The following is a 15,769-nucleotide window of genomic DNA, read 5'->3' on the forward strand; positions in this document are numbered from 1 at the left end:
ATGATCCTGTGCTGCGGCGAAGCGCTGATCGACATGATCCCGACCCCGACCACATCCGGCCCGGACGGCTTCGTGCCGCACCCAGGCGGCGCGGTGTTCAACACTGCCGTCGCGTTGGGGCGGCTGGGGGTGGAGGCAGGGCTGCTCACCGGTCTCTCGACCGACATGTTCGGCGCACAGCTGACAAGGGCGCTGGCCGACAGCCATGTGGATGCGACCCATGTGATCCGCTCCGACCGCCCCACCACCCTGGCCTTCGTCCAGCTGACCAACGGCCAAGCGCGCTATGCTTTCTTCGACGAGAACTCCGCAGGGCGTATGCTGACGCCTGCGGACCTGCCCGCCCTTCCAGACAGCATTTCGGCGCTCTACTTCGGCGGCATCAGCCTCGCCTGCGAGCCGGGGGCGGACGCCTATGCCGCGCTGCTGGCCTGCGAGGGCGACACACGCGCGGTGATGATCGACCCGAACATTCGCCCCGGCTTCATCCAGGACGAGCCCACCTATCGCGCACGGCTGAAGGCGATGATCGCGGCCAGCGACATCGTGAAACTGTCGGACGAGGATCTGGATTGGCTGATCCCCGGCCCAGAGCCGGTGATGCAGAAGGCCGCCGGTCTCAGCGGTCAGGGCGCCAGCCTCGTGATCGTCACCCGCGGCAGCGCGGGCGCCACGGGGCTGCTCGCAGACGGCACTCAGGTCACCGTGCCCGCACAGAAGGCTCAGGTCGTGGACACGGTCGGCGCGGGGGACACGTTCAACGCGGGCGTGCTGGCCAAACTCTCTGAACTTGGCCGCCTATCCAAGGAAGCGCTGCGCGATCTGACCTCGGACGAGGTCGAAGCCGCCCTGTCCCATGGCGCGAAGGTCGCCGCCATCACCGTCTCGCGCGCCGGGGCCAACCCGCCCTGGGCGCACGAGTTGGCAGAAGGCTGATCAGTCCTCCTCCGGCGCCTTGAACAGATCCTTGCGCAAGGTCATCAAAGCCGCCGGGTCGATGCGCCCCTGGATCACCGTGGTTTCGCCGCTGGCCAGCGCCTCGGTCAGGGCCGGGCCCAAATCGCCGGGTCCGTCGACCCAGATCCCCTTGCCACCACAGAGCTCGGCAAACTTGTCGTAGCGTGGCGAGGTGATTTCAGCGCCCAGAAGACGCCCCCCATAGAACTCCTGCTGATAGGCCTTCTCGGCCCCCCAAGCCTGGTTATCCAGCACAACGATGACAATGGGCAGACGGTGCGAGACGGCGGTCTGGATCTCGATCATCGTATAGCCCACGGCGCCGTCGCCCATCACGGCCACCACCGGGCGCTCGGGCGCGGCGGCCTTGGCACCGATGGCGGCGGCCAGACCGAAGCCTACGAGGCCGAAATCGAGCGGGGTGATCAGGCTCATCGGCGCGTAGTGAGCCAGCCGGTCGGCGGCCTGCAGGCAGGTATTTCCGGTGTCCAGCGTGACGATGGCGTCCTCGGGCAGCGTCTCACGGATTTCAGCCAATGCGCGGCGAGGGTGCATCGGCAGGGTGTCGATCGCGGCCTCCTCGGCCCGTTCAGCGGTCAAGCTTGCCATATCCGCGCGGAAGGCATCCCGCCAGGCGTCGCAGGCGGGTTTGGGGGCAGAGACCAGCGCCTCAGCGGTCAGGCGGGCGTCGCCCTGCGCCGCAATCTCGGCGGGGAAATAGCGCCCGACCGCCGCACCATCGACATCCACATGGGCGATGCGCGTATCCGCCCCCACGTAGTCGTTCGAATGGAAGGTCGAGTTGAACCCCAGCCGCGCGCCCAGCACGACCATCACGTCGGCCTCCTTGGTCAGGCGCGAGGCCACCCGGTTGCCGCGCGGCCCGGCTTGGCCTGCGAACCAGGGATGACCATGACGCATCACATCCGCATGGCCGGTGGAGGCCACGACGGGCACCTCCAGTGCCTCGGCAAGCGCCGTCAAGGCATCCCGCCCCTGGCCCCATTTGAACCCGCCACCGGCAAAGATCACCGGGCGCTCCGCCTCTGCGAGCATGGCTGCGATGGCGTCGATGGCGTCCGGGGCGGCAGGCCCTGGGCGGGCGATGTTCACCGGTGCCGGATCACTGGCAGGAACCTCGGCGGCGAAGAGGTCACGCGGCACATGCAGCACCACCGGCCCGCGCCGCCCGGTGTTGGCCAGGCGGATGGCGTCCTCCAGCATCGGGGCCAGGCGCGAGGGGTCCGTCACCATGACCGAACGTTTCGAGATCGGCGCAAACAGGGCGACCTGGTCGACCTCCTGGAAGGTGTCCTTGCACTGATCGGCACGGGTGATGGCCCCCGCGATGACCACCATCGGCGAATAGGCCAGCTGCGCCTCGGCCACGGCGGTGACGATATTGACCACGCCCGGCCCGGCCTGCGCCCCCAGCACCACTCCGGGCTTGCCGGTCATGCGTGCCCAGGCATCCGCCATGTGCCCCGCCGCCCGTTCATCGCGGGCGCCGACATAGGCGATGTCGCCACCCTGATACATGGCGTCGTAAAGCTCCAACATCGAGCCACCCAGGAGGCCGAAGACTGTGTTGATGCCATTGGCTTTCAGCACGCGGTAGGCGGCCTCGCCGCCGGTGATCTGATCGGTCATGTTTCCCTCCTTACAGGGTCCGCCGGACCGGGCGGAGGATCGCACCCTTGGCGGTTCGTTTCTGCGGGCGGTAAAGCGCCGCCCCGGTGTTCTCTCCAGCAAAGCAGCCGTCAGCCGTTTTGCCCAATGTTGCGGCCGAGGACCGGGCAGGGGTGAGGGCAATCACCTTCGCCCCGGTTCTTCGCGGCCCGGCCACGGTCATGCATCCGCCCGCGGACGCAGGTTCTGCGGGTCAAAGACGGCGTCGTCCTGCACCGTCACGTCGTAGGTCTGGTTCAGAAGCTGCACCTGAAGCCCGGTCTTGGGCGTGCCCTTGCGGACAAACAGCCAGCCAAGGCTCTTGCCGACCGTGTACCCATAGCCACCGGAAGTGGTGAGACCGACGGGCTGACCATCCTGAAGCACCGGCTCACCGCCGTGGATGTCGATGTCCTCGCTGTGCAGTTCGGCGTAGAACAGCTCCCAGCCGGGATTGGCCTCCAGCAGCGCGTCACGGCCAAGGAAATCTCGGTCTTTTGCACGCACGAAGCGTTCCAGCCCGACATCGTAGGGGCCAACATCCGTGGTCAGCTCGCCGGATGCGCGATAGGCCTTTTCCATGCGCAAACCATTGAAGGCGTAAGAGCCAAGGTCCGTCAGCCCATGCTCGGCGCCGGTTTCAAACAAGGCATCGTAAACCTGCGCGGCATGTTCCAGCGGCATGTGCAGCTCCCAGCCCAGCTCGCCGGTAAAGGCAACACGAAGCGCATAGCATGTGACGCCTGCCACTTCGATTTCCTGCCCTGACAGCCAGGGGAAAGAAGCGTTGGAAAGATCCGCATCTGTTAGGCTTGCAAGGATTCTGCGGCTGTTGGGCCCGGACAGCGCCAGCATCCCCCAATCGGCGGAGCGGTTCACAATCTGGACATCCTCTCCCGCCCGGGTGTGGCTCCTGATCCAGTCGAAGTCCGGGTTGGCACGGGCGATGGCAGAGCCGGTGAAATATCGGTCTTCCGCGATGCGCCATATGGTGATTTCAGTCTCGAACTTGCCCTTTTCTGTCAGCAGGTGGTTCAGCGAGATCCGCCCGTCCTCCTGCGGGATTGTATTGGCCGACAACCGGTTCAGCAGCGCGCCTGCGTCCTTGCCGGTGATCTCGAACTGAGCGAAGGCGCAGAGGTCGATCACGCCGGCCGCCTCCCGCGTGGCCTTGGCCTCGCGGGTGGCATTGTCGTGCCAGCCCTGATGCCCCCAGCCGATCTTCTCGACCTCGCCAACCTCACCGAAATAGCGCGGGCGCTCCCATCCCGCGACCTCGCCGAACACGGCGCCCTTCGCGGCGAGCCTGTCATAAAGCGGATGGCGGTTGAGCGGGCGCAGGCTGTGGAACTGTTTGCCGGGACAGGGCGTGTCATGGCGGCGCATGAACTCGTCCTTGGTGCGTTCGACAATGTAGTGATCGGTCGAGAAATCGCCATAGCGGCGCGGGTCCATCGACCTTGTATTCACCTCCGTCTCGCCATGTACCATCCAATCAGCCAGCACCTTGCCGGCGCCACCGCCCCAGGCCAGCCCGATCGAAGACCCGCAGGACAGCCAGACATTCGGTGCGCCCGACGGCCCGACCAGCATGCCGCCATCCGGCGTATGGGTAATCGCGCCGCGCACCACGCGTTTGATGCCCAGATCGGCCAGGATCGGCATCTTGTCGAAGGCGACCATCAGGAAATCGCCAATACTGTCATAATCCGCTTCGAACAGCTCGTTTTCGGCGGCCCAGGGCGCACCGTCCGGCATCTCCCAAACCGTTGGGCAAACATGCCCCTCGTAGATCCCAATCAGGCCCGACCGCTGTTCCTGCCGGATATAGCCGCCATAGGCATTGTCGCGCATGACAGGCAGTTCCGGGCGGCCTTCAAACTCGGGCACGGTGTCGGTGACCAGGTAGTGGTGCAGGCAAGAGACGGAGGGGATCTTCAGCCCGAACCACTCGCCAACCTGGTTCGCGTAAGACCCGGCCGCGATCACCACGTGCTCGGCCAAAACATCGCCCTTTTCGGTGCGCAGGAGCCACATATCACCCTTGCGGCTCGCTCCGATCACCCGGTTGTGCCGTTCGAGTTTTGCCCCGCGCGCGCGGGTGGCGGCGGCCAGGGCCATGGTCACGCCAGAGGGGTCGATATGGCCGTCTTCGAAGGTGCGCACCGCAGCCTTCACATCATCCACCTTGTAGAAGGGATTGACCCGCGCGACCTCTTCCGGCCCGACCAGATCCATCGGCAGATCGAGCAGTTTGCCGACCCCCATGATCGACTTCATCCAGTCGACCTCGTCATCCGTGGTGGCAATGCGGAAGCCACCGACCTCATGCCAACCGATGCTTTGGCCCGTCTCGGCCTCAACCCGCTTGTAGGTCTCGATCGAGGTCTTGTTGATCCAGCCCGCGATGCGCGAACCGACCGCATGAGCGATCTGTCCGGCGGCGTGCCAGGTCGACCCGCTGGTAAGCTCGGCCTTTTCGAACAGGATCGTGTCGGTCCAGCCGTTTTCGGCCAGCTGAAACTGGGTGGCCACGCCCATGATGCCGCCGCCGATGATGGCAACCTGCGTGCTGCGAATGGTGTCGGACATCAAAACGCCTCCTTGGCGGGTTTCAAACTGGCGGTGGCGGGATAGCGGGTGCAGGCGATTTCAACCTCGACCTTTTCGGGCAGGTCGCCACCCGGCGGCAGGTCGATTATCGCCAGCGCGACGGAGCGCGCGTACCGATAGCTCCAGGCGGCAGAAGTGACCTGGCCGATGACCTTACCGCCCGCATAGATCGGTTCATCGTGGATCGGCAGGGCCTCGGGGGTGTCAAACAGCAGGGTAACGATCCGGCGAGTCGGGTTGTGATCGCGCAGGGCCTCCTCGCCGACAAAGCCGGTGCCCATCGCGCAGAAGGCGCCGAGGCCCGCCTCCATCGGCGTGGTGCCGGGGGTAAGCTCATGCCCAAAGGCACGAAACCCGCTTTCGATGCGCAGCGATCCAGATGCATAAAGCCCGGCGTGGCTGGCCCCTGCCGCGACCAGCGCCTCATGCGCGGCCATGGCCATGTCGGCGGGGATATAGAGCTCATAGCCTTCCTCGCCGGTAAAGCTGAGCCGCCCGGCCCAACCACGCGCCAGCCCCACCTCGATAGGGGCAAAGTGGAAGCGTTTCAGATCGGGCACGGGGGCGTTCGTAGTCGCTTGCAGCACCTCTCGCGCCTTGGCACCCGCAAGGCCGATCACCGCGTAACCGCTTGTGACATCGGTGAATTCCACGCGCAGATCGCCCCGCGTCTCGCGCATGCGCTTGAGGTCGCGCACAACCTCGCCCGCGCCGCAAATGACCAGATAGGCGTCCGGCCCATGGCGCTGCACGGTGACGTCGCTTTCCACCCCGCCGCGCGCATTCAGGATCTGGCTATAAGCGATGCGCCCCTGCGCGATGTCCATCTGGGCAGCGCAGAGCCGGTTCAGGAAGGTGCAAGCGTCTGGCCCCTGCACCATGATCTTGCCAAAGGCCGATTGGTCCAGGATCGCCGCGCCATTTCGGCAAGCCGCGACCTCCGCCCCGACCTGATCACGCCAGGCGGGCACCCCGAAGCTCAGCGGCAGATGCGCCGCCTCGCCGCCAAAATGCACCGCGCGTTCCCAGCCGCCACGGCTTTCAAACCGCGCGCCTGCCGCCACCAGCCCGGCATGGATCGGGGAACGGCGCTGGCCGCGCGCGGTCTCCATCGAGCGGCCCGGATAGGGGTTGTCATAATGGCGGCCCAGGACCTCGGGGATACGCGCCTCCAACGCGCCCAGCACATTCATTTCCGGCGAGAAGCGGCGAATGTCGGCTTCATTCAGCTCCATCGTCGGTTCGCCCGTGATGATCCATTCCGCCATCGCCTTGCCAGCCCCACCGGCCAGCGCAATGCCGGTCGAGTTCATCCCGCCCATCAGGAACAGGCCCGGCACCTCGGGGCTTTCGCCCAGCATGAACTGGCTGTCGAGCGTGAAACTCTCCGGCCCGTTCAGCAGCATGCGCACCTCGGCCTGCTCCAAGGCCGGGATGCGACGCAGGGCGTTTTCCATCATCGGCATGAAGTGATCCCAATCCTCGTCCAGCAGGTCGAAGCTGAAATCGGCAGGCAGGTCGCGGGTGGAAATCCCCTTGGCGTGAGGTTCGAACGAGCCGACCAGCAGCCCTTCGACATCGTCGCGCGCATAGAGGAAGGCGTCCTGATCATTCAGCGTCGGCAGATGCGCGCCCTTGCCCAGCGCCTGCACCTCGGGCAGCGGTTTCGTCAGGATATAGAAATGCTCACAGGCATAGAGCGGCATATGCGCGCCCGCCATTTCCGCCACCTCGCGGGACCAGAGGCCGCACGCAATCACCACCTCGTCGGCTTCGATCACATGGTCGCCGACCTCGACGCCGGAAATGCGCCCGCCCTTCTTTTGCAGCCCCGTGACGCGGGTGTCTTCAAAGATCTGAACACCGCGCGCGCGGGCGCCCTTGGACAGGGCCAGCGCCACGTCCGAGGGGTTCACCCGCCCGTCCGCTGGCGACCAGACCGCGCCGATCACGTCGTCCACTTCAATGAGCGGCCACAGTTCCTTGGCGCGCTTTGCATCGACCACCTCGGCCTCTAGCCCGAAGGCGCGCCCCAAGCTGACCTGGCGTTTGATATTGGTCAGCCGGTCTTCATTGGTGGCGAGTGTCAGGCTGCCGGTCTGGATCCAGCCGGTGGCCTGGCCGGTCTCGCGCTCCAGCTCGCCATAAAGGTCGATCGAGTAGTTGATCAGCTTGGTCAGCGTCGCCGAGGGGCGCAGGCGGCGCACCAGCCCGGCGGCGTGCCAGGTGGTGCCTGAGGTCAGTTTCGACCGCTCCAGCACCACGATATCCTTCCGCCCCTCGCGGGCCAGGTGATAGGCGATGGAACAGCCGATAACGCCGCCGCCGATCACGACGGTGCGGGCTTGGGAAGGCAGGCTCATGTCAGAACTCCATCACGGATGAGCGCGGAAATGGCATCGTCGAACAGGTCGACGGCCTCGTCGATCAGGGCGGGCGTGTGCGGCAGGCCGGTGACGCAGGAGGTGAAGGACATGAAGTCCACGCCGCGTTCCAGAAGCCCATCGCGCAGGGCGTTCACCAGCGCAGGCGGGGTGCGGCGGATGGCGGCGGCATCCAGCCCGTCGATCGAGGTGCCGCCGAAGAAAAGGTGACAGGTGGAGCTGTCGCCATAGGCCAGCGCGGTGACCCCGTGGCGTTTGAACGTGGCATTGAACCCGTCGCGCAGCCGGGCGGCCATGGCATCGGCATGGGCCTGCACGCCGCCGGTCGACAGGATCTCCATCGCCTTGACGGCGCCCGCGGCCACCATCGGCGCGGCGTTGAACGTGCCCTTGTGGCTGACCGGCGGGGACAACCCGTCGCGGGTCTGGGCAGGGGACAGAAGCTCCATGATGTCAGAGCGGCCAACCACCGCGCCGCCGGGCAAGCCGCCGGTCACGACCTTGGCCAGCGTGGTCAGGTCCGGCACCACATTGTCGCGCGCCTGACGTCCGCCAGGGGACCAGCGCAGACCGGTGATCACCTCGTCAAAGATCAGCACATGCCCGGTGTCCGCAGTGAGCGCGCGGATCGCTTCCAGAAAGCCCTCCGGCAGCGGGACAGAGCCATAATTGGCGCCCGACGCCTCGACAAACACCGTGCCGATCTGCGGGTCGTCTGCCAGTATCTGCGCGATCGCCTCGACCGAGGGCGGAGCCACAACCGTCAGGTCGCTGACCACCTGCGGCACCCCCAGCGAGGGCGCGGTATTGGCGCCGGGTTTGGCGCCCTTCAGCAACATGTCATGCCAGCCGTGGAAATGCCCGTCGATGCGCAGGACCTTGTCGCGGCCCGAATGCGCACGGCCCAGGCGCAGGGCCAGCATGGTGGCTTCGGTGCCCGACCCGGTGAACCGCACCCGTTCGGCGGAGGGAAACAGGCGGCAGAGCCATTCGGCCCATTCGACCTCCAGCGGGTGGCAGTCGCCGGTGTAGGGCATCTGCCCCATCTGCCGGGCCACCGCCTCGACGATCTCCGGGTGGGCATGGCCCAGCAGCTGGCTCGCCGCGCCCAGTTTGAAATCTATGTAGCGCTTGCCGTCGGCATCCCATTTCTCGGCCCCCTGGGCGCGGGTGAAATAGGCCGGGTATGGTGCACGGTAACGCAGCTCGTGGCTGACCCCACCGGGCATGACGGCGCGCGCGCGGGCGGCCCAATCGGCGTTCGTCTGGCTCATGTCGGCCCCGCGTGGTTGAGGATGATGGATTTCGGCGCGAGGTAGGCAGAGAGCCCCGCCAGCCCCTTTTCCCGCCCGATGCCGGAGTGTTTCACGCCGCCGAAAGGCACCGTGTCGCCACCCGACAGGAAGCCGTTGACGAAGACCTGCCCGACCTCAAGGCGGCGCGCCAGCCACAGGGCGGTGTCATGGCTGCGGGTATAGACTCCGGCGACCAGACCGTAAGGGTTGTCATTGGCGATGCGCAGCGCATCTTCGGCCCCGTCACAAAGGTGGGTGATCAGCACCGGACCAAAAACCTCTTCGCGCGCAATCTCGGCCTCGGGCGGGATGTCGGTAAAGATCGTGGGCGGGTAGAAGAACCCGGGCCGGTCAACCCGCTGCCCACCCAGCGCGCAGGTGAACCCCTGCGCCTTGGCCCGTTCCACGAAGCCTTCGACCCGCGCCAGTTGCGCGGCCGAGACCAACGGCCCCATGTCCGGGTCGTCCAGAGGGTTGCCCAGGCGCATCGCGCGCGCCTTCTCGGCCAGTTTCGCAATCAGCGCGTCATGCACGCCCCGGGCGCAGATCAAGCGCGACCCGGCGGCACAAACCTGGCCCGCATTGAAGAAGATCCCGCGCAAGACACCGACGGCGGCGGCATCCAGGTCCGCATCCTCCAGCACGATCACCGGGGATTTGCCACCCAGCTCCAGCGTCACCCCCGCCACCGGGGTCGAGGCCGCCTGCATCACCTTGCGCCCGGTCGCGGTGGAGCCAGTGAATGTCACATGGGCCACGCCCTCTTGCCCGGCCAGCGCCGCGCCGGTCTCGCCGCCGCCCAGCACCACGTTGAAAGCCCCGTCCGGCAGCCCCGCCTGGGTGGCAAGCCGGGCCAGTTCAACGGCGGAGAAGGGGGTGAGCTCTGACGGTTTCGCCACCGCCGTCGCCCCTGCCGCCAGCGCCGGGGCCACGCCGCGCGCCAGGGTCGAGATCGGGTAGTTCCAGGGCAGGATATGCGCCGTGACCCCCACGGGCTCGGCCACGGTCAGCGCCGTCTGGTCGGGGCCAAGCGGGATCGTCTCGCCATTCAGCTTGTCGCAGGCGCCTGCGTAGAAACGAAAGTAATCCGCCGCCCGCCCCACGTCCCGGCACGCCTGGGACAGGGGTTTGCCCACATTCACCGCCTCGATCCGGGCCAGGCGGTCGGCGTCTTGGGTGATCAGGTCGGCAAGGCGAAACAGCACCGCCGCGCGATCCCTTGGCAGGGTATCCGCCCAACGCGGCAGAGCCGCCGAAGCCGTCGCAACAGCCTGTGCCACCTGATCCGCATCAGCTTCCCGGAACGGGGATAGCGGCGCCTCGATCGCGGGGTCGACCAGGCAACGCGCCGCCCCCCGACCGGGGTGGTCAGCGCCGTCAATCCACAAACAGGCCTCAGGCAAGCCGGACATTACCCGCGCCCCATCTGCGTGCGGGTCAGGCGTATGTCGAACTCCGCGCGCAGGGCCTTGTCCAAGCCATCCGGAACATGGCCCGGATGGTGTTCCCCCAGGATCTCGCGCGCCTTGTCGCGGGCCAGGTCGCCGACCCGCTTGCCACCGTCCTCTTCCCATTCGCGCGGGGTGCGGCGGTCGCCCAGATCCGGGTAGAAGTAATCCGATTTCATCCGCCCGAGCGTATGTTCCTCGCCCAGGTAATGGCCTTCGCCGCGACAGACCCCGGCGATCACCTCGGCAGCGATGGTTTCGGGCGTGGCCTCCACCCCACGAATGGTGCGCAGGATGTTGCCCAACAGGTCATTGTCGCTGACATAGGCCGCGTGACTGACCGCCAGAAGGCTCGACATCATGCCAGCCGCCTGGGTGACGATGTTCGAGCCCGCATGGGCCGCCATGGCTACTGCCAGTGTTTTCTCGGCCCCATACTGCGCATCCAGCCGCTTGGCATCGGTGATCCCGGCGATCGAGCTGGTGGGCAGGTCCCAATGCCGCCCCATCTGGGCCGCGCCCGCCATCAGGATTGCCTGTTCGCCGCCCCCGCCGCACATCGCGCCGGTGCGCAGATCGGCGACCAGGGGTTTCGGGGCAAAGATGGCTTTGACATCGGCGTCAACCAGCCGGGCAAAGACCAACCCGGCCAGGGTTTCCGCCACCGCCTGCACCAGCGAACCGGCGATGGTCGCGGGACTGGTGGCCCCCGCCTGCCCCGCGCTGATCAGCTGCACCGGGAACCCCGCCAGGATCGCCGCCTCCAGCACGTCCAGGGCTTCGGTCGCAAAGCGCATCGGCGGCACCACGTGGCAGACCATCACCGTGAGGAAGGGCCGCGCACGAAACGCCGCTTCTCCCCCGGCGATACGGTAACAAAGCTCCGCCACCGCCGCCACATTCTCGGGTTCGGTGATTGAGATCGAAACGTGTTTCGACGTGCCCGCCAGGCAGGCGTACGCGGTGTTCAGGTCCATCACCGCCGGGTCCTCGATATCCCGCGCAACGACCGAGCGGCTGAAGTGGTGAATGTTCTCCATCCGGTCAACGATGCGCGCAGCGTCATAGAGGTCCTGCACGGTCGAGTCGCGATAGGCATGTGTCTCCAGATCGAACACGCCGGGCGCCGCCCCGCCACTGGACATGTGCACCCGCGCCTTGTCGATCTTCAGGTCATTGGCCGGGTCCTGCCCGCAGAGGGTAAAACCTCGGCTCGCGCCCTCGATGGCCCAGTGCACCAGGTCGCGCGGAAACAGCAACCGGCCCTCGGTATCCAGCGATCCCCCGGCGGCCGTGACCTTGTCGATCATCGATTGCGTCGCTTGGCTCAGGCCGAGCGTTTCCAGCAAAGACAGGGCGCTTTCCTCGATCAACGCGACCTCTGGCTCCGAAAGCGGCTTGAACCGCCCGGCTTCCACCCCCGGCCAGACCGGTGGGTTTTCCTCAACTATGACCGGTTCGGCCAGGCGGCTTCTGCGGCCCCGTCTGCGTTGTGTGTCCGACATTTTTCCCACGCGCGTCTATGTGATGCGTGGAGGAGACCACGAACCGCAGGGCTTTACAAAAGCAGCCTGCTCAGCAACAGATGAGTCAAACTTGACAAAGGATATCCATGCTCCCCTCCCTCTCTGCCCTGCGTGCCTTCGATGCCGCCGCCCGGCTGGGCAGCTTTCGTGCCGCCGCCGAAGCGCTGTCGGTCAGCGCCACGGCGATCAGCCATCACATTCGCGGGTTGGAGGAGGTGCTGCAGGCGTCCCTATTCGACCGGGTCGGGCGCAATGTCACCCTGACCGAGGATGGCAAGCGCCTGGCCCAGGCCACCACCACGGCCTTCGGATTATTGCAGGAGGCGGTGGACTCGTTTCAGGCCAAACCGCAACGCAGCGTGCGCCTGGCGGTCGGACCGATCATGACCGCCCGCTGGCTGATGCCGCGCATCAGCGATTTCTGGAGCGCCCATCCCGGCATCGACTTGGAAGTCCTACCCACCTACATGCCGCAGCAACTGGCCCGGGGTGACGCCGATATCGTCATCCGCTGGACCCGCCTGACAGAGGTGCCACGCGGAACTCCGGTGCTGTTGGAACTGCAACCGGTCGCCGTGGCCAGCCCCGAATTCATCGCCCGCCAAGGGCCGTTCAACGCGCCGGAGGATGTGCTGCACAGCCCGATCCTGCATCAGCGCGACCACTGGGGCTGGCGCGACTGGCTCATGGCCATGGGCGTCGAGCCGCCCGAGACCCTGCGTGGCCCGATCTTCGAAGACGCCAATGTGCTGATCCGCGGCGCCATCGAAGGTCAGGGTGCCATTCTGGGCTGGTTGCCCCTGGTCGAAGCGGACCTGGCCGAGGGGCGCATCGCCCGCCTCTTCGGCGAGGACATCACCCCGACCCACGGCTATGTGGTCGAGATGCTCGATCACGGGCGCACGGCACGACGATCGGTCCAGGTGGTGCACGATTGGCTTCTCTCCGCCGCGCAGTGATACCGCGGGGCAGCGGGCCGCAACTGATCCAGTCGTTGTCCGGTTGAGCCCGGATCAGGCGTGCTAAACCGCCCCCTCTGCTGGACTGGCTGCCCGGGCCGTGGTGACACATGAGTTTCATGGGCTAACTTTCCACCCCACCGAACCGCGCCCGCAGCCGGGCCAGATCGTGGTGATCCTTGTCACGCAACTCGTACCCGCTTCGGTTCGCGAGTTGAAAGGTCACGGACATGCAGCTTACCGGCTGCGCTGCGACCCGGCCTCGACCGGCGAAAGCCTCGGCCGGGTAGGCCTGCCCGTTCGCCGGTGGCCCATAGATCCCGTTGCCATCGCTGTCGAAGGTTATGACGTGAAAGTCGATCTGTTGATCGTGGGCATCCGCAAGCACAAAATTCCAGGGGCGGGTGTCTTCCCGCTGCGCCAGGGTGAAGCCCCGGTCGCTCAGCGCATCGCGAATGCGGTTCAGGTCGCACGCCTCAACCACGATATCGACATCCCCATGGGGCCGTGTCTGTTCTCCCAGAAGAGCGTCCACGCCCCAGCCACCATCCAGCCACAGGGCACAGCCCAGCCCCTCGATCCGTGCAACCAGCTCCGCAACAAAATGCGCCGATGCCACCATGAAACGCTCCCCCGTACTGCTGCGGGCGCAAGGCCCTGTGATTTCAGAGGAAACCGCAGCTATCTCAGCCGCGCAAGATCACATTTATCACGAAGAGACGTGCAGCATGGGCAAGATCATCCCGCTTCCGGGTTGCCGCTCCGTTCGGAAACACGAATGCGCCCGGCAGCCGCCGGGCGCTTCGCTGGCACTGGGAACCTTCGTCAGAAGCGCCAGGTGGCGGTCAGCTCGATGGTACGGCCAGGTTCGGTCAGGTCGATTGCCCGCGACGAGATATCAGCGCCTCGCGCCACGTAGGTACTGTCGAACAGGTTGTCGACATCCAGCCGGATCTTCAGGTCGTCGATATTCGCTGGAATGAACTCGGCATAGAGGTTGAACACCTCGTAGCCATCCAGCGGTGCTTCGCCCGTCGCCACATCGGTGTGTTTGAAGGCGACCTGCCCGCTGCCACCAATACGAAGGCTATCCGTGGCCTGCCAAGCCGCCTCCAACCCGATGATATGCCCCATCGGACGCCCGAAGTAATAACGCGTGCCGCTGATCGGATCGCCGTTTTCGGTAACATCGGCATAGGTGTAGTTCAGGCGGGCCATGCCGTTGCCCCAATCATAGCCGATGGAACCATCAAAACCGGTGGTCTTGATGTCAGTGGTGGCCGCACGGTCGTAGACCGGGAACGCAGGCAGGATCGCGCTCAGATCCCTGGCATGGGTCTGGAACACGGCCCCGCTGATATCCCAGCCACCGTTTTCATAGCGCAGACCGACCCGGGCGCTTTCGGCACGCGAGGTGGTCAGCCCGGCATAGGCCCAGGAGCTGTTGTAGTTGATCAGCGCCGCTTCACCCAGTTCATAGCCACCCCAGGTCGAGGCGATACCGGCGGTCAGCGTCAGCGTGTCCGTCAGAATGAAATCGGCCGCAGCATTCAGGCTGATCCCATTATCGCTGAACTCCGACCCATCTGCGCCAGTAAAGTCCTGCACATCGAAGCGCGCGCCATAGGACACCGACACCCGGTCACCCAGATCCTGGCGCGCCTGGGCGAAGAGACCGAAGCCACGGTGGCTTTCCTTGCCCATGAAAGTGTCAGGCCCAACCGCTTCGTTGTAATAGCCTTCGGCAGATTCATCAAAGAAATCGACCCCGGCGGTCACCGTGCCATTGCCCAGTTCAAACTCGTTCTTGAAGAAGCCGCTCAAGCTCTTGTTGACGCCCCAGGTGCCGATTACGTCGACCTTCTGTTCATTATAGGCGATCTGTGCGGTCGGCGCGAATATCCCACCCGGGGTATCGTCCGCATAGGTCAGCGTATAGGAGGTGCGCCGCGACAAGCCCTCCATCAACACGGTTGGCCCGGTCACCACGCCGAAGAAATCCGGACGGATGAAGTAATCGCCGAAGAAGTTCTGCTGTGCCGCGCGCATCCCGGTGTCCTCGGTCTGCGAGGCCGAGAAGCTCAGACGGTTGCCCTCTTCGGTGGTAAAGGCCAGCTTCGCAAGGTAGCTGGACAGTTCCGGCTCGGTTCCCGGAACGGTGACGCCATCACCATCCTCGTAATCCGATCCGATCACGCGAGTGCCGCTCAGCAGGTATTCGAACCCGGCGTTCTCGCCGAAAACGCTCAGCGTGCCACGCGCGTCGCGCCCGTTGGTGCCCGCCGCGACGGTCAGCAGGCCGCCCATGGTTTCGCCGACCTCCAGCAGGTCGCGCGCGTCCTTGGTCTCATAGGCGATCGAGCCCGCCATCGCGCCAGAGCCCGCATCTGCGGGGGCCAGACCGGAACTCACCTCGACCGATTTCAACAGAGACGGATCCAGCAGGATGTTGCCGGTATGGTGGAAGGCGGATTTGTTCTGCCGCGCGCCATCGATGGTGACCGACAGCAGGCTTTCCTCGATCCCGTTGACAAAGACCTTCTGCCCGATCGCCGCGCCACCGCTGCTGGTGATCGCGCTTTCACCGACGAAGACATCTTGCATCGAGGCAGGGTTGCGGGCCTCGATCTCGTCCTCGGTGATTTCGGCATTGCCCAGCAGGCCCTGGGCACCCGGGGCCTCGATCCGAAGTTCATCCAAAAGCGTAACGTCGGTATCCTGCGCGATTGCGGGGCCGGCAAGCACCGTGCTGGCCAGCAGGATCAGGCGCGTTCGAGAGTGCGTCATGGGGTCCCCCAATAGTTGACTTTTATTGTAGGATATCTAGAAAATGCACGAGCACCCTGCCAGCCAGTGATCTTTGCGCACCATCCAGAATGCTTTGCGCAACAGCCAAATTGACGAACCGGCAAGCGGATC

At 65.6% G+C, this 15,769-nt stretch carries 10 protein-coding genes; 2 read left to right on the plus strand and 8 right to left on the minus strand.

Annotated elements, in window-relative coordinates:
* Nucleotides 1-936 (plus strand): carbohydrate kinase family protein, encoded by a 936-nt coding sequence (locus ACO07D_RS04415; protein ID WP_421701748.1) that lies wholly within the window; start codon nucleotides 1-3, stop codon nucleotides 934-936.
* On the opposite strand, the gene ACO07D_RS04420 is transcribed toward ACO07D_RS04415, so the two are convergent.
* The 6 genes from ACO07D_RS04420 to ACO07D_RS04445 form a co-directional block, all read right to left on the minus strand.
* On the minus strand, nucleotides 937-2,607 hold the full coding sequence (locus ACO07D_RS04420; RefSeq protein WP_421701749.1) for a thiamine pyrophosphate-binding protein: 1,671 nt from the start codon (nucleotides 2,605-2,607) through the stop codon (nucleotides 937-939).
* Nucleotides 2,608-2,805: 198 nt separating this feature from the next.
* Nucleotides 2,806-5,217 (minus strand): GcvT family protein, encoded by a 2,412-nt coding sequence (locus ACO07D_RS04425; RefSeq protein WP_421701750.1) that lies wholly within the window; start codon nucleotides 5,215-5,217, stop codon nucleotides 2,806-2,808.
* Nucleotides 5,217-7,601, minus strand: a complete 2,385-nt coding sequence (locus tag ACO07D_RS04430) for a GcvT family protein (protein WP_421701751.1) — start codon at nucleotides 7,599-7,601, stop codon at nucleotides 5,217-5,219. Before ACO07D_RS04430 ends, ACO07D_RS04425 begins: the two co-directional genes overlap by 1 nt.
* Nucleotides 7,598-8,896: an aspartate aminotransferase family protein gene (locus ACO07D_RS04435; RefSeq protein WP_421701752.1), complete on the minus strand. Its 1,299-nt coding sequence runs from the start codon at nucleotides 8,894-8,896 to the stop codon at nucleotides 7,598-7,600. The genes ACO07D_RS04430 and ACO07D_RS04435 overlap by 4 nt, the downstream gene beginning before the upstream one ends.
* Nucleotides 8,893-10,329: an aldehyde dehydrogenase family protein gene (locus ACO07D_RS04440; protein ID WP_421701753.1), complete on the minus strand. Its 1,437-nt coding sequence runs from the start codon at nucleotides 10,327-10,329 to the stop codon at nucleotides 8,893-8,895. Before ACO07D_RS04440 ends, ACO07D_RS04435 begins: the two co-directional genes overlap by 4 nt.
* Nucleotides 10,329-11,870 carry a trimethylamine methyltransferase family protein gene (locus ACO07D_RS04445; protein WP_421701754.1) on the minus strand — a complete coding sequence of 514 codons (1,542 nt, stop codon included), beginning with the start codon at nucleotides 11,868-11,870 and terminating at the stop codon, nucleotides 10,329-10,331. Before ACO07D_RS04445 ends, ACO07D_RS04440 begins: the two co-directional genes overlap by 1 nt.
* Nucleotides 11,871-11,977: 107 nt before the next feature.
* Here ACO07D_RS04445 and ACO07D_RS04450 point away from each other — a divergent pair, with 107 nt between their 5' ends.
* Nucleotides 11,978-12,850, plus strand: a complete 873-nt coding sequence (locus ACO07D_RS04450; protein ID WP_421701756.1) for a LysR substrate-binding domain-containing protein — start codon at nucleotides 11,978-11,980, stop codon at nucleotides 12,848-12,850.
* 124 nt (nucleotides 12,851-12,974) lie between these two features.
* Here the strand turns inward: ACO07D_RS04450 and ACO07D_RS04455 are convergent, their stop codons facing one another.
* Nucleotides 12,975-13,472 carry a nucleotidyltransferase domain-containing protein gene (locus ACO07D_RS04455; RefSeq protein ID WP_421701757.1) on the minus strand — a complete coding sequence of 166 codons (498 nt, stop codon included), beginning with the start codon at nucleotides 13,470-13,472 and terminating at the stop codon, nucleotides 12,975-12,977.
* Between the two features lie 203 nt (nucleotides 13,473-13,675).
* The gene (locus tag ACO07D_RS04460; RefSeq protein ID WP_421701758.1) at nucleotides 13,676-15,637 is read right to left on the minus strand and encodes a TonB-dependent receptor domain-containing protein; all 1,962 of its coding nucleotides are present in this window, start codon (nucleotides 15,635-15,637) and stop codon (nucleotides 13,676-13,678) included.
* Between the last annotated feature and the right edge of the window lie 132 nt (nucleotides 15,638-15,769).

This window comes from Aliiroseovarius sp., assembly GCF_965228805.1.
Taxonomy (GTDB): Bacteria; Pseudomonadota; Alphaproteobacteria; order Rhodobacterales; family Rhodobacteraceae; genus JASBTN01.

Bases quoted from the DNA above. Each gene is read 5' to 3' on its own strand.
- ACO07D_RS04450 (WP_421701756.1), top strand. From the start codon at position 11,978: ATGCTCCCCTCCCTCTCTGCCCTGCGTGCCTTCGATGCCGCCGCCCGG.
- ACO07D_RS04425 (WP_421701750.1), bottom strand. From the start codon at position 5,217: ATGTCCGACACCATTCGCAGCACGCAGGTTGCCATCATCGGCGGCGGC.
- ACO07D_RS04420 (WP_421701749.1), bottom strand. From the start codon at position 2,607: ATGACCGATCAGATCACCGGCGGCGAGGCCGCCTACCGCGTGCTGAAA.
- ACO07D_RS04440 (WP_421701753.1), bottom strand. From the start codon at position 10,329: ATGTCCGGCTTGCCTGAGGCCTGTTTGTGGATTGACGGCGCTGACCAC.
- ACO07D_RS04455 (WP_421701757.1), bottom strand. From the start codon at position 13,472: ATGGTGGCATCGGCGCATTTTGTTGCGGAGCTGGTTGCACGGATCGAG.
- ACO07D_RS04430 (WP_421701751.1), bottom strand. From the start codon at position 7,601: ATGAGCCTGCCTTCCCAAGCCCGCACCGTCGTGATCGGCGGCGGCGTT.
- ACO07D_RS04415 (WP_421701748.1), top strand. From the start codon at position 1: ATGATCCTGTGCTGCGGCGAAGCGCTGATCGACATGATCCCGACCCCG.
- ACO07D_RS04445 (WP_421701754.1), bottom strand. From the start codon at position 11,870: ATGTCGGACACACAACGCAGACGGGGCCGCAGAAGCCGCCTGGCCGAA.
- ACO07D_RS04435 (WP_421701752.1), bottom strand. From the start codon at position 8,896: ATGAGCCAGACGAACGCCGATTGGGCCGCCCGCGCGCGCGCCGTCATG.
- ACO07D_RS04460 (WP_421701758.1), bottom strand. From the start codon at position 15,637: ATGACGCACTCTCGAACGCGCCTGATCCTGCTGGCCAGCACGGTGCTT.